Origin of the sequence: Aromatoleum sp., assembly GCF_032027225.1 — a bacterium.
Taxonomy (GTDB): domain Bacteria; phylum Pseudomonadota; class Gammaproteobacteria; order Burkholderiales; family Rhodocyclaceae; genus Aromatoleum.
The window spans coordinates 113,897-127,715 of the sequence record NZ_JAVSMM010000007.1; the positions used below are offsets into that span (position 1 = coordinate 113,897).

The 13,819-nt window shown below is 66.4% G+C and carries 10 protein-coding genes; all 10 read left to right on the top strand.

Translation table 11 applies throughout. The annotated features are described in order from the left end of the window. The first annotated feature begins 2 nt into the window (after positions 1-2). From ROZ37_RS10090 to ROZ37_RS10135, 10 genes are read left to right on the top strand one after another with little or no spacing between them, the layout of a single operon-like run. A complete protein-coding gene (locus ROZ37_RS10090) occupies positions 3-1,931 on the top strand; it encodes an XrtA/PEP-CTERM system amidotransferase (protein WP_312659207.1) in 1,929 nt (642 codons plus the stop codon). A 3-nt stretch (positions 1,932-1,934) separates the two neighbouring features. After that, entirely contained in the window at positions 1,935-3,152 is a 1,218-nt protein-coding gene (locus tag ROZ37_RS10095) for a TIGR04063 family PEP-CTERM/XrtA system glycosyltransferase (protein WP_312659208.1), read from the top strand. A gap of 2 nt (positions 3,153-3,154) precedes the next feature. Further along, a complete protein-coding gene (gene asnB, locus ROZ37_RS10100; protein WP_312659209.1) occupies positions 3,155-5,083 on the top strand; it encodes an asparagine synthase (glutamine-hydrolyzing) in 1,929 nt (642 codons plus the stop codon). Further along, complete coding sequence (locus tag ROZ37_RS10105; protein ID WP_312659210.1) at positions 5,080-6,309, top strand: TIGR03087 family PEP-CTERM/XrtA system glycosyltransferase; 1,230 nt, start codon at positions 5,080-5,082, stop codon at positions 6,307-6,309. The genes asnB and ROZ37_RS10105 overlap by 4 nt, the downstream gene beginning before the upstream one ends. Next, a complete protein-coding gene (locus tag ROZ37_RS10110; RefSeq protein ID WP_312659211.1) occupies positions 6,306-7,622 on the top strand; it encodes a nucleotide sugar dehydrogenase in 1,317 nt (438 codons plus the stop codon). The genes ROZ37_RS10105 and ROZ37_RS10110 overlap by 4 nt, the downstream gene beginning before the upstream one ends. 38 nt (positions 7,623-7,660) lie before the next feature. Next, complete coding sequence (locus tag ROZ37_RS10115) at positions 7,661-8,914, top strand: glycosyltransferase family 4 protein (protein ID WP_312659212.1); 1,254 nt, start codon at positions 7,661-7,663, stop codon at positions 8,912-8,914. Between the two features lie 3 nt (positions 8,915-8,917). Continuing rightward, complete coding sequence (locus ROZ37_RS10120) at positions 8,918-10,279, top strand: putative O-glycosylation ligase, exosortase A system-associated (RefSeq protein WP_312659213.1); 1,362 nt, start codon at positions 8,918-8,920, stop codon at positions 10,277-10,279. Further along, the gene (locus ROZ37_RS10125) at positions 10,276-11,298 is read left to right on the top strand and encodes a hypothetical protein (protein ID WP_312659214.1); all 1,023 of its coding nucleotides are present in this window, start codon (positions 10,276-10,278) and stop codon (positions 11,296-11,298) included. Before ROZ37_RS10120 ends, ROZ37_RS10125 begins: the two co-directional genes overlap by 4 nt. 18 nt (positions 11,299-11,316) lie before the next feature. Then, a complete protein-coding gene (locus ROZ37_RS10130; RefSeq protein WP_312659215.1) occupies positions 11,317-12,279 on the top strand; it encodes a polysaccharide deacetylase family protein in 963 nt (320 codons plus the stop codon). Positions 12,280-12,281: 2 nt separating this feature from the next. Continuing rightward, a complete protein-coding gene (locus tag ROZ37_RS10135) occupies positions 12,282-13,745 on the top strand; it encodes a polysaccharide lyase (protein WP_409449952.1) in 1,464 nt (487 codons plus the stop codon). Positions 13,746-13,819 lie beyond the last annotated feature (74 nt).

A 13,819-nucleotide genomic window follows, 5' to 3' on the forward strand; every position in this document is an offset into this window, starting at 1 on the left:
TCATGTGCGGTATCGCGGGCCTGTTCGACCTTCGCGGCAAGCGGCACTACGCGCCGGAACTCGTGCGTCGCATGAACGACGTGCAGCTGCACCGCGGACCGGACGAGGGCGGCTATCACTTCGAGCCCGGGGTTGCGCTCGCGCACCGGCGGCTGTCGATCATCGACCTGTCGACCGGGCAGCAGCCGTTGTTCAACGAGGACGGCTCGGTCGCGGTCGTGTTCAACGGCGAGATCTACAACTTCCAGGAACTGGTGCCGGAGCTCGAAGCGCTCGGCCACGTCTTCCACACGCGCAGCGACACCGAGGTCATCGTCCACGCGTGGGAAGCGTGGGGCGAGGACTGCGTGAAGCGCTTCCGCGGCATGTTCGCGTTCGCGCTGTGGGATCGCAACCGCGACACGCTCTTCCTCGCGCGCGACCGGCTGGCGGTGAAACCGCTGTTCTATGCGTTGCTGTCCGACGGCTCGTTCGCATTCGGCTCGGAGCTGAAGGTGCTGATGCAGCATCCGGCGCTCGATCGTCGTATCGACCCGTACGCGGTCGAGGAATACTTCGCGCTCGGCTACGTCGCCGAGCCGCGCACGATCTTTTCGGGCGCCCGCAAGCTCGGTGCGGCCGAGACGCTGTGCTTGCGCCGCGGGCAGCCGTTGCCGCAGCCGAAGTCGTACTGGGACGTGCGTTTCACGCTCGACAATCCGATATCCGCGGCCGACGCGGCGGTCGAGCTGACCGAGCGGCTGCGCGAATCGGTGCGCCTGCGGATGATCGCCGAGGTGCCGCTCGGCGCCTTTTTGTCGGGCGGTGTCGATTCGAGCGCCGTGGTCGCGACCATGGCCGGCCTGTCCGACGAGCCGGTGCACACCTGCTCGATCGCGTTCGACGACCCCGCCTACAACGAGTCCGAATTCGCGCAGAAGGTCGCCGACCGATATCGCACGGACCATCTCGTCGAGACGGTGAAGTCCGACGACTTCGATCTCATCGATTCGCTCGCGCGCCTGTACGACGAGCCGTACGCGGACAGCTCGGCGATTCCCACCTGGCGCGTGTGCCAGCTCGCGCGCCGACGCGTGACGGTGGCGCTGTCCGGCGACGGCGGCGACGAGAGCTTCGGCGGCTATCGCCGCTATCGGCTGCACCTGATGGAAGAGAAGATGCGCGGCGCGCTGCCGCTCGGGCTGCGCCAGCCGATGTTCGGCCTGCTCGGGCGCGTCTATCCGAAGGCGGACTGGGCGCCGCGGGTGTTCCGCGCGAAGACCACCTTCGAGGCGCTCGCGCGCGATTCGGTGCAGGCGTATTTCCACTCGGTGTCGCTGCTGCGCGACGATATGCGCGGGCAACTGTTTTCCCCCAGCTTCCGCCGCGAACTCGGTGGCTACGGCGCGCTTGACGTGTTCCGCCGCCACGCGGCGACTGCCGGCACCGACGACCCGCTCGCGCTGATCCAGTACCTCGATCTCAAGACCTACCTAGTCGGCGACATCAACACCAAGGTCGATCGCGCGAGCATGGCGCACTCGCTCGAAGTGCGCGAGCCGCTGATGGACCACCCGCTCGTCGAATGGCTCGCGACGCTGCCGTCGCATCTGAAGGTCAAGGGGCAGGAAGGCAAGTACCTGTTCAAGAAGGCGATGGAGCCGCTGCTGCCGGACGACGTGCTGTACCGGCCGAAGATGGGTTTCGCGGTGCCGCTCGCGCGCTGGTTCCGCGGTCCGCTCCGGCAGCGGGTGCGCGACGCGTTGCTCGGCGAGACGCTCGCCGCGACCGGCATCTTCAACACCGACACGCTGCGCCACCTCGTCGAGGCGCACCAGTCCGGCGCGCGCGACTACAGCGCGCCACTTTGGTCGCTGCTGATGTTTGAGGCGTTCCTGCGCCATTCGCCGCTGCCGTTGCAGCCGGCGCGCGATCTCGCCGAGGCGGTTTGACGCATGCGCATCCTGCACGTCCTCGACCATTCGCTCCCGCTGCACAGCGGCTACACCTTCCGCACGGCCGCGATCGTGCGCGAGCAGCGGGCGCTCGGCTGGGAGACCTTCCACCTGACGACGCCGAAGCAGGGGCGCTCGCTGGCCGGCGTCGAGGACGCGGGCGGACTGCAGTTCCACCGCACGCCGGCCGACGACGGCGTAGGGCTGCTCCGCCAGATGCGGCTCACCGCGGCACGCCTCGACGAGCTCGTCGGCGAGCTGCAGCCGAACGTGATCCACGCGCACTCGCCGGTGCTCAACGCGCTGCCGAGTCTGTGGGTCGGCCGGCGCCGCAAGCTGCCGGTCGTCTACGAGATGCGCGCGTCGTGGGAGGACGCGGCGGTCGACCACGGCACGACGAGCGAAGGCAGCGTCCGCTACCGCGTCTCCCGCGCGCTCGAGAGCTTCGCGCTGCATTGCGCCGACGAGATCACGACGATCTGCGAGGGGTTGCGCGGCGACATCCTGATGCGTGGCGTCCGCCCGGACAAGGTCACCGTGATCCCGAACGCGGTCGATGCCGATGCGTTCGGTTTCGGCGCCGAACCGGACGTCGCGCTGCGCTCGGAACTCGGACTCGACGGCAAGACCGTCGTCGGCTTCGCCGGTTCGTTCTACGGCTACGAAGGCTTGAATCTGCTCGTGTCGGCGATCGCGCGGCTCGTCGGGCGCTTCCCGGATCTTCGGTTGCTCCTCGTCGGCGGCGGCGTCCAGGAGGACGCGCTGCGCCGTCAGGCCGAGGCCGAAGGCATCGCTGCACGCGTCGTGTTCGCCGGACGCGTGCCGCATGACCAGGTGCAGAGGTACTACGACCTCATCGACGTGCTCGCGTATCCGCGGCTGCCGATCCGGCTCACCGAGATCGTCACGCCGCTGAAACCGCTCGAGGCGATGGCACAGGGGCGGATGTTCGTCGCGTCCGACGTCGGCGGGCATCGCGAGCTGGTGCGTCACGGCGAGACCGGTTTCCTGTTCAAGGCCGGCAGCGTCGACGCGCTGGTCTCGTCCATCGCGGCGGTGCTCGAAGCGCGCGATGCGTGGCCCGCGATGCGCGAACAGGCGCGTGCTTTCGTCGAGCGCGAGCGGACCTGGGCGAACAGCGTCGGCCGCTACCACGACGTCTATCGGCGCGCGCTGGCGACGCACGGTCGCGAAGCGGTTCTCGCGGGAGTCCGCTGATCATGTGCGGCATTCACGGCATCTACCGCTTCGACGGCGAGCCCGTTTCGCCCGAGCAGCTGTCGGCGATGGGGGACGTGACCCGCCATCGCGGGCCGGATGACGAGGGGGCGTATGTCGACCCGGCCGGCCGCTGCGGCATCGCGATGCGGCGGCTGTCGATCATCGACCTCGCCGGCGGTCACCAGCCGATCTCGAGCGCCGACGACAGCCTGCGGGTCGTCTGCAACGGCGAGATCTACAACTTCCGCGAGCTGCGCGCCGAGCTCATCGGCCGCGGCTACCGCTTCAAGACCGGCTCGGACAGCGAGGTGCTGCTGCACCTCTACGACGCGTACGGCGACGACTTCGTGCACCGGCTCGACGGCATGTTCGATTTCGCGCTGTGGGACGCGCGTCGCGGCCGGCTGCTGATCGGCCGCGATCCGCTCGGCGTCAAGCCGCTGTACGTGCATCGTTCGGCGAAGATGCTGGCGTTCGCGACCGAGGCGAAGGCGCTGCTCGCGCTGCCCGGCGTGCCGCACGAGCTGGACCGCGATGCCGTCGCGGACTACCTGCATCTCGGCTACGTCGCCGCGCCGCATTCGATGTTCGCCGGCATCCGCAAGCTGCCGCCCGCGACGCTGCTCGCGGTCGAGAACGGCGAGGTGCGCGAGTGGCGTTACTGGCGGCTGCCGTCGCGGGTCGAGCGCGGCGTCGGCGAAAGCGAATGGGTCGCGCGCATCCGCGCCGGTCTCGATGCCGCGGTCGAGCGCCAGATGGTCAGCGACGTGCCGATCGGCGCCTTCCTGTCGGGCGGCGTCGATTCGAGCGCGGTCGTCGCCTTCATGGCGAAGCACTCGGCGCAGCCGATCCGCAGCTACGCGATCGGCTTCGAAGGCGGCGAGGCCGAGCGGCTCTACAACGAGCTGCCGTACGCGCGGCGCGTCGCCGAGCTCTTCGGCACCGAGCACCACGAAATCGTCGTCAAGCCCGACGTCGTCGGCCTGCTGCCGAAGCTGCTGTGGCACCTGGACGAGCCGGTCGCCGATTCGGCCTTCATCACGACCTACCTCGTGTCGGAGTTCGCGCGCCGCGACGTCAAGGTCATCCTGTCGGGCGTCGGCGGCGACGAGCTCTTCGGCGGCTATCGGCGCTATCTCGGCGGTCACTACGTGAAGAAGCTGCAGCGCCTGCCGCGCTGGTCGCGCGACCTGATGTCGCGCACCGCGTCGCTGCTGCCGAGCGATCGCCATTCGAAGCTGCTGAACACGATGCGGCTCGCGCGTGGCTTCCTCGCGTCGGCCGAGCTGTCGGCGGACGAACGCTACCGCCACTACCTGCAGGTGCTCGATCGCGACGTCGTCGCCGAGCTGATGAACGGGCGCGGAGTCGATCGCGACGCACTCGCCGCCGCGTTCGCCGCAGCCGGCGACGACGACCCGTTGAACCGCATGTTCGCGGTCGACGCCGAGACGCAGCTTCCGGACGATCTGCTGCTCCTCACCGACAAGATGAGCATGGCGGTGTCGCTCGAATGCCGCGTGCCGCTGCTCGACCGCGCGCTCGTCGAGCTCGCGGCGTCGATCCCCGAAGCGCAGAAACTGCGCGGCGGCCGCCTCAAGCACCTGATGAAGGAAGCGCTCGCCGACGTGCTGCCGGCGGACATCCTCGACCGCAAGAAGCGCGGCTTCGGCACGCCGATGGGCGCGTGGCTGAAGCGCGAGCTTGCGCCGGTGCTGCGCCGGTTGCTCGCGACCGACGTCGTTCGCGACCGGGGCCTGTTCGATCCGAAAGTCGTCGGCCGGTTGATGGCCGATCACGACGCGAACCGCATCGACGGCACCGACGCGTTGCTCGCGATGATGAACCTCGAAATCTGGAGCCGGATGTACCTCGATCGTCATTCGCCGGACGAGGTCGCCGCCGAGCTGAAGGGCTTCCTGCGATGAACATCCTCTACGTGTGCCACCGCTTCCCGTTCCCGCCCAAGCGCGGCGGCAAGATTCGGCCGTTCAACATGATCCGCCACCTGTCGCAGCGGCATCGCGTGACGGTGTGCTCGATCGCGCGCTCGGATGCCGAGGCCGAGGAGGGCGCCGGCATCGCGCCGCACTGCGAGCGCTTCGAAATCGGCAAGGTGTCGAACCCGGTGCAAGTGCTGCGCATGGTCGCGCGGCTGCCGACCGCCGTGCCGTCGTCGATGGGCTTCTTCTGGTCGCCGGAGCTCGCCGACAAGGTCAACGCGCTGCTCGCCGCCGAGCGCTTCGACCTGATCTTCGTGCATTGCTCGTCGGTCGCGCAGTACGTAAGCCACGTGCGCGACATCCCGAAGATCCTCGACTTCGGCGACATGGACTCGCAGAAGTGGCTCGAGTACGTGCGCTACAAGCCGTTCCCGCTGAAGCTCGGCTACTGGCTCGAAGGCAGCAAGATGGAGCGTGAGGAGCGCCGACTCGCGCAGCTCTTCGACCTGTGTACCGCGACGACGCGCGCCGAGTGGGAGACGCTGGAAGGCTACGGCACCGGCGTCGCGACGGACTGGTTCCCGAACGGCGTCGACGCGGACTTCTTCACGCCGGACGGGCAGGGCTACGACGCGGACACGGTCAGCTTCATCGGCCGCATGGATTACTACCCCAACCAGGAGTGCATGTTCGACTTCTGCGAACGGACCTGGCCGCTCGTGCGCGCGCGTCGCCCCGGCATGAAGCTGCTGATCGTCGGCGCCGATCCGTCGCCGGCGGTGAAGAAGCTCGGCGAGCTGCCGGGCGTCACGGTGACCGGATCGGTGCCGGATGTGCGGCCGTACGTGCTGCGCTCGGCGGCGATGGTCGCACCGCTCAACATCGCGCGCGGCACGCAGAACAAGATCCTCGAGGCGATGGCGATGGGCGTGCCGGTCGTCTCGAGCGGCGTCGCGGCCGGTGGCGTCGACGCGCTCGCCGACGAGCATTTGCTCGTCGCGAACGAACCCGAGCAATACGCCGAGGCGATCCTCAGTATCGCCGCAGACCCGGACGAACGGGCACGGCTCGCGCAGGCGGGGCGGCAGCGGATGCTGACCCACCACGCGTGGCCGCGGTCGATGGAGCGCCTCGACGCGATCGTCGAGCGCTGCGTCGCGCGGCACCACAACAACAACCAGCACCAGGCCAACAGGGAGCTCGTCGAATGAAGATCAGCATTTTCGGACTCGGATACGTCGGCGCGGTGTCGCTCGCGTGCCTCGCGCGCGACGGGCATTCGGTGATCGGCGTCGATATCGACGGCGCGAAGCTCGACTTGATCCGGGCCGGTACGACACCGGTCGTCGAGGAAGGCATGGTCGAGCTGATGGCGAAGGTCGCCGCGAGCGGCCGTCTGGCGGTGACGACCGACGTGCGCGAGGCGCTGCTCGGCAGCGAACTGTCGCTCGTCTGCGTCGGCACGCCGTCGGCGGCGAACGGCAGCCAGGACCAGGGCGCGGTGCTGCGGCTGGCGCAGGACATCGGCCGCGCGCTGCGCGACAAGGCCGCGCCCCACGTCGTCGTGTTCCGCTCGACGCTCGTGCCCGGCACCGTGGAGGAGACCTTGCGCCCGATCATCGAGGCCGAGTCGGGCAAGCGCGACGGCGAGGATTTCCATCTGTGCTTCCAGCCGGAATTCCTGCGCGAGGGCTCGTCGATCCGCGACTACGACAAGCCGCCCTTCACGGTCGTCGGCGCGAACCACGACTACCCCGTCGAGCGGTTGCGCGAGCTCTTCGGCCACCTGCCATGCAAGTTCCTGCGCACGTCGGTGCGCGCCGCCGAAATGATGAAGTACTGCTGCAACAACTTCCACGCGCTGAAGATCACGTTCGCGAACGAGACCGCCCGCCTGTGCGACGCGCTCGGCGTCGACCCGTTCGAAGTCATGGAGCTCGTCTGCCAGGACACGCAGCTCAACATCTCGCCCGCGTACCTGAAGCCCGGCTTCGCGTTCGGCGGCTCGTGCCTGCCGAAGGACCTGCGCGCGACCGCCTATCTCGCGAAGACGCATGACATCGAGCTGCCGATGCTGTCCGGGATCCTCGCTTCGAACCGCCAGCACATCGAGCGCGCGATTGCGAAGATCCTCGACGCCGGCCACCGCAAGGTCGGCATGCTCGGGCTGTCGTTCAAGACCGGCACCGACGACCTGCGCGAGAGCCCGCTCGTCGTGCTCGCCGAGCAGCTCATCGGCAAGGGCATGCAGCTGTCGATCTACGACCCCGACGTGCAACTGTCGCGGCTGCTCGGCGCGAACCGGCGCTTCATCGAGACGCAGCTGCCGCACATCGGCGAACTGCTGAAGCCGGAACTCGCCGACGTCATCGCCGGCGCCGACGTGCTCGTCATCGGCGTGTCGAACCCGCTGATCTTCGACGCGCTCGCGACCCACGCGCGGCCGGAGCAGTTCGTGCTCGATCTCGTGAATCTGCCTAACGCTGGGATGCTCGCGGCGCGGGTGGAAGGACTGTGCTGGTGAGGGGGTAGTCGTTGCTTGCGAACGCGCGGGGGACGTACATGCGTCGCATCCTGACCTTCACATCGCTGTTCCCGAACAGCGAGCAGCCGCGTCACGGCATCTTCATCGAGACGCGGCTGCGCAAGCTCGTCGAATCCGGGGAGGTCGAGGCGCGCGTCGTGGCGCCGGTTCCGTGGTTTCCCGCGAAGTCGTCGCGCTTCGGGCGTCTCGGAGCGTGTGCGAGGGTGCCGTTCGCGGAGTCGCGCGACGGGGTCGGGGTGGTCCATCCGCGATTCGTCGCGCTGCCCGGTCCGCTCGCTCGGCTCACGCCCATGTCGATGGCGCTGGGTGCGTTGCCCGGCGTGCGGCGGGTGATCGACGCGGGCTTCGACTTCGATCTCATCGACGCGCATTTCTACTACCCGGACGGCGTCGCCGCCGCGCTGCTAGGCAAATGGCTTCGCAAGCCGCTGGTGATCACCGCGCGCGGCAGCGACATCACGTACTGGCCCTCGCAGCCCTTGCCGCGACGGATGATGCGATGGGCCGCGGGGCGCGCGAGCCGCAACGCGGCGGTGAGCAGCGCGCTGGCCGACGAGATGAGGCGGCTCGGCTTCCCCGATGGGAAGTCGGTCGTCCTGCGCAATGGGGTCGACCCGAACCTCTTTTACGAGGAGCCCAGGGACGACGCACGGGCGCGGCTGCACCTGCGCGGCAAGGTCGCGCTTTCGGTCGGAAACCTCATCGAGCTCAAGGGGCATCACCTCGCGATCGAGGCGATCGCGGACATGCCGGACATGACGCTGATCGTCATCGGCACCGGACCCGAGGAGGAGGCTCTGCGTGCACTGGCGGCGCGTCTCGGGATCGCGGACCGCGTTCGTTTCCATGGCGTGATGCCGCAGGCGGCGCTGCGCTCCTACTACAGCGCGGCCGATCTGCTGATCCTCGCGTCGAGCCGCGAAGGCTGGCCGAACGTGCTGCTCGAGGCGATGGCCTGCGGCACGCCGGTGGTCGCCACCCGCGTCTGGGGCATTCCGGAGATCGTCGCGGCGCCCGAAGCGGGCGTGCTCATCGACGAGCGGGAGGTGTCGGCGCTGCGCGAAGGGGTCCGCCGGCTGCTGGCGGCCGGCATCGACCGGCGCAGGACGCGTGCCTACGCCGAGCGTTTCGGCTGGGCGGCGACGACGGCGGCGCAACTGGCGATGTTTGCCGAAGTCATCGACGAACACGGAGTTTCGATGCGCAAGACGATGCCGATATCCGAACGCGGGCCGCGTTCGACGAGCGCCCGTGCGGCGGCCGGGGAGTAGGCGATGCCGCTGCGCGATCTGCTGATTACCGGCATCCTCGCCACGACGCTGCCCTTCGTCTTCCGGCACGTCTTCATCGGCGTACTGCTGTGGACGTGGATCAGCATCATGAATCCGCACAAACTCGCGTACGGTTTCACACAGAACGCGCCGATCGCGGCCGTAGTGGCTGCGGTCACGATCGTCGCGCTGATGACGACGAAGGACCGCGTCAAGCCGATGTTGCCGTCGCCGCTGCTGTTCGCGACGATGTTCCTGATCTGGACCTGCGTCACGACGGCCTTCGCGTTCTTTACCGCCGAGTCGCTCGTCGACCTGAATCGCTTCTTCAAGATCATGTTGATGGTGCTCATCAGCGCCGCGGTCCTTTACAAACGCGAGCACATCCGGCTGTTCATCTGGGTGACGGTGCTGTCGCTCGGTTTCTACGGTCTTAAAGGCGGCATTTACACGATCCTGACCGGGGGCGGCGGACGTGTCTGGGGACCTCCCGGTGGCTTCATCGAAGGCAACAACGAAGTCGCTCTCGCGCTGATCGTCACGATTCCGCTGATGAACTTCCTTCGGCTGACGAGTCCGTACAAATGGGTCCGCCGCGGGCTCCTCGCGATGATGCTGCTGTCGGCGGTCGCCGCGGCGGGCTCGCAGTCGCGCGGCGCCTTTCTCGCCATCGCCGCAATGGGGACGTTCATGTGGTGGCGCGCGCCGAACAAGCTCCCCGGCGCAGTCGTCGGCGTGCTCGCGGCGCTGTCGATTCTCGCGTTCATGCCGCAGACGTGGCATGAGCGCATGAACACCATCGGGACTTACGAGGAAGACGGGTCCGCGATGGGTCGGATCTATGCGTGGCAGACCGCAATCAATGTCGCGAACGACCGCATCGTAGGGGCAGGCTACGCGATGTATTCGCCCGACGTGTTCGTGATCTATTACCCGCGGAACAGTTCAGGCCGGTTTGACCCCAGCGTCGCGCGCGCCGCGCACAGCATCTACTTCCAGGTGCTCGGCGAACACGGTTATGTCGGATTGTTCCTGTTCGTGATGATCTGGGTTTGCGCGTGGCGTGCGGGTGGCAGGTTGCGGCGCGGCACGCGCGACGGGCCGGAAACCTCGTGGCTCTACCATTACGGCAGCATGGCGCAGGTGTCGCTGGTCGGCTACGCCGTCGGGGGAGCATTCCTCAGCCTTGCGTACTTCGATCTGCCGTACAACGTCGTCATCGCGCTGGTCGTGGCCGAGCGTTGGCGGGCCGAACACAAGACGATAGGGGAACATGCGTCTCTCGCCCCGATCGGCAACCCCCGCGCCGTCCACCTTGGGCTGCCGTTTGGCGCGCGTGTGGTTCGTTGGATACGTACGGCGTGACCCGGCAGCACGCCCGACCAGATCGGAACGTGCGGCGATGCCGCGCGCTTTCTTATCTGTTCGCCGTGCTGGCCGTTCTCACGGCTATCACGCTCGTTCCGTACCTGTCGAACTCGGCCGACCTTGTCCGGATGCGCAATGCGCTGCTGCTGGACAAGGATTCGGCCGCTTATGCGTGGCCCGCCGCAATTCCGCCAGCGGGATTTGCGGTCGAGCAGAGTACCCCCAATGCGCTTTTCCGCGATGTCGTGCAAAGCAACGAACTGCGAGTTGAAGGCGACGACTGGGCGACCGCTCTGAAAATCGGGCGCCATCTGCTTGCCGGGTCTACCCGAAGCGGCGGTGCAATCCAATCAAACCTCGACGACACCTATCGACGCATTGTCATGCGAGGCGAGGGCTATTGCGGCGACTTTGCGGACGTCTTCACCGGCCTGGCGAACTCCGCAGGTGTCTTCTCGCGACCGTGGGCATTTTCATTCGATGGATTCGGCGGGCACGGCCATATTTTCAATGAAATTTGGGACAGCGGACGCGCTCGCTGGGCAATGATCGACGTCTTCAGCAATCTTTACTTTGCCGACGAGCAGGGGCAGGCCCTTTCAGCCATCGAATTGCACGAGTTATTGAAGAAGGGGGCGACACCCCGCCTGGTGCCGGTCGCGCCTGAGGCGCGCCCTGGCTTCAAATACGAGGACAAGGCCGTCGAGTATTATCGGCAGGGCCTGAGCGAGTGGTATATGTGGTGGGGCAACAACGTATTCGAATACGATCAGTCGCCGCTCGTTCGAGCGCTTGGCAATACTCATCGAGCCTTCGAGCAATTAGGCGGCATCGCAGCGGGTGTGCATCCGCGAATCCGGATTCTCGATTCGGAGGAGAACGTTTCGCGCCGCGAGGACCTGGCGAGGCTGGGGGTCAGGCTTCATGCCCTTGTTGTGTTCATCGCGCTCGCGCTGGCGTTCGCGCTTGCGGCAAAAGCGGTCAGCGGGCTGTCACGCTTACGCCGCCGCCAGTAATCGAGGAGGTTTCCGACGATGCTTACCCGTTTGCTCGGCAGTCTTTATTCTCCGGGTGGATCGCGCGGCGGGCTATCGATCCTGGTTTTTCATCGTGTTCTTCCGCAGCGCGACGAGATTTTCCCGGACGAACCCGACGCGGCCCGCTTCGACACCTTGTTGAATTGGGTCGGTGCGTCCTTCTCGGTGCTGCCGCTCGAACGCGCGATTGCCGATCTTGCAGCGGCAAGGCTTCCTCCCCGGGCGCTGTCGATCACGTTCGATGACGGCTATGCGGACAACTTTACGACTGCGCTTCCGCTGCTCCAGAAACACGGGATGTGCGCGACCTTCTTCGTTGCGTGCGGATTTCTCGACGGCGGTCGAATGTGGAACGACACGCTGATCGAAGCCGTTCGGGCTGTCGAGTTCGGCGAACTCGATCTCCGTTTCCTTGGTCTGGACCGTCACCCCGTGCGATCCAGCGCCGAGAAGCGCGCCACAATCGGAAGACTGTTGCCGAAATTGAAGTATCTCCCGCTCGAGGAACGGGCCGAAAAAATCGCCGAGATCGTCGAAAAATGCTCGGTGTCGCTGCCGGACGATCTGATGATGACGACGGAGCAGATGCGCGCGCTGCGGGCCGCTGGAATGGAGATCGGCGGACATACGTGCCGACACCCGATCCTCGGCCGACTCGAGGACGAGGAGGCCTTCAGCGAGATCGCCGAAGGTAAGCGACGCCTCGAGGCCGCCCTGGGGGAGTCGGTAAACCTTTTTGCATATCCGAACGGAAAGCCCGGTGTGGATTACGACGGCAGACATGTGCGGATGGTCCGTCGGGCGGGATTCAAGGCGGCGGTGTCGACCGCGCCGGGCGTGGGGCGTCCCGGAGGCGACATGTTCCAGTTGCCACGATTCACGCCGTGGGACAGGACCCGTATGCGATTCGGGCTCCGGCTCGTAAACAACATGCGCGTTTCGAATTTGGAGGCAGTGTGAAGATGCGCGGGGGCGTTCTTGTTTGCGTCGTCATGGCGTCGGCGGGGTCGGTTTCTGCGGCCTTGCCGATCGATGACGGGCCGGATGGCATGACCTGTCAGTTTTATGCGAAGGCGGCGCATGTCCCATGGCAACGCAAGGGGGGGGACTGGATCGACGCACGCAACGAGATGCACGGAGCCGCGGAGTATGCAGTTCAACGTATTCCTGTCTCGCAGGGGAAGGAGCGTTTTGCCTGGGATGTGACCACGCTTGCGAAGCAATGGACGAAGGGCGTTTCACCGCCGGGAGCCGTCGTCCTGCGAGCAGGAAAGCCGGGCGGCACGGTCAATTTTGCGAGTCGCGAGAATCCGGACGCGGAGTCCCGCCCCCGTCTGATCATCGAATGGCAAGATGGGCAAACGACGCGCGTCGAAGCGACCGCCGATACGTATTTTTCGTGCCCCACCAATCGCAGCCTTGGCACGGCGCCCATTTTCCAGGTGGGTGGGCAGAACAATGCCCTCCTCGCTTTTCCGTATAGGCAACGCGCCGGAAAGGAGATCGCCCGTGCGTCGCTCGAATTGACGAGCGACAAGCAGTACGCCGGGGGGACGGAGGTGGCCGTATTCCGGCCGTATTTCCCTTGGGCAGAGTTGGCGCCTCCGGAACAAGGTATCGCGGCCCACTATGTCGGCGATGCCGGTTTGGAGGGGCAGGAGGACGTTCTCTATGTCGACCGCTTCGAGTCGAGTAGTCCCTTGCTTCCCTCGGGCGCCGGTGAGGGGCACGCCGAGATCGTCTCGATCGACAGGGATAACGGTTTCGAGCCGCTCGCAGGGTCGGCGCTCAAGGTCACGATCGCAAAGGGCGTCCATCAGGGGCTGAATCGCCATGTGAAATTTCGCGAACTCTCTGGAGGGGAGCCGGATGAGGCTTATTTTCGGTACTACTTGCGATTTGGGGACAACTGGAACCCGGCGAAGGACGGCGGCAAACTCCCGGGATTTTCAGGAACATACGGGCGTGGCGGCTGGGGTACCCGGAAATCCGATGGTGTGAATGGCTGGTCTGCACGCGGCGCGTTTTATGTACAACCCGATCAGGCTTCCGCCTATTCGCAACTGCGCGGAGTCGGCTCCTACGTCTATTACGCGGGGATGGAGGAGCAGTCGGGGGCGGCATGGGGATGGGGCTTAGGGCCCACGGGATTGTTGGAAAAGAATCGCTGGTACAGCATCGAGCAGCACGTGAAGCTCAATGCGCCGGGGCGAGCCGACGGTCGGCTCCGAGCATGGATCGACGGACGACTCGTCTTCGATCGGGGCGGGATCGACTTTCGCCATGTGCCCGAGCTCAAGATCGAGTCGGTCTGGATGAACGTCTATCACGGTGGTACGGTGGTTGCGCCCGCCGACCTCTCGCTTTACATCGATAATCTCGTCGTTGCCCGCCGCTATATCGGGCCCGCGGTATTTCGGCGCTAGGTCGCCTGTCGCCGATTACCGATTCCTGCAGGGACCACGAACCGCGATCCGCAGCCTTTCGGGCAAGCGCGATT

Bases quoted from the DNA above. Each gene is read 5' to 3' on its own strand.
- ROZ37_RS10090 (WP_312659207.1), top strand. From the start codon at position 3: ATGTGCGGTATCGCGGGCCTGTTCGACCTTCGCGGCAAGCGGCACTAC.
- ROZ37_RS10095 (WP_312659208.1), top strand. From the start codon at position 1,935: ATGCGCATCCTGCACGTCCTCGACCATTCGCTCCCGCTGCACAGCGGC.
- asnB (WP_312659209.1), top strand. From the start codon at position 3,155: ATGTGCGGCATTCACGGCATCTACCGCTTCGACGGCGAGCCCGTTTCG.
- ROZ37_RS10105 (WP_312659210.1), top strand. From the start codon at position 5,080: ATGAACATCCTCTACGTGTGCCACCGCTTCCCGTTCCCGCCCAAGCGC.
- ROZ37_RS10110 (WP_312659211.1), top strand. From the start codon at position 6,306: ATGAAGATCAGCATTTTCGGACTCGGATACGTCGGCGCGGTGTCGCTC.
- ROZ37_RS10115 (WP_312659212.1), top strand. From the start codon at position 7,661: ATGCGTCGCATCCTGACCTTCACATCGCTGTTCCCGAACAGCGAGCAG.
- ROZ37_RS10120 (WP_312659213.1), top strand. From the start codon at position 8,918: ATGCCGCTGCGCGATCTGCTGATTACCGGCATCCTCGCCACGACGCTG.
- ROZ37_RS10130 (WP_312659215.1), top strand. From the start codon at position 11,317: ATGCTTACCCGTTTGCTCGGCAGTCTTTATTCTCCGGGTGGATCGCGC.
- ROZ37_RS10135 (WP_409449952.1), top strand. From the start codon at position 12,282: ATGCGCGGGGGCGTTCTTGTTTGCGTCGTCATGGCGTCGGCGGGGTCG.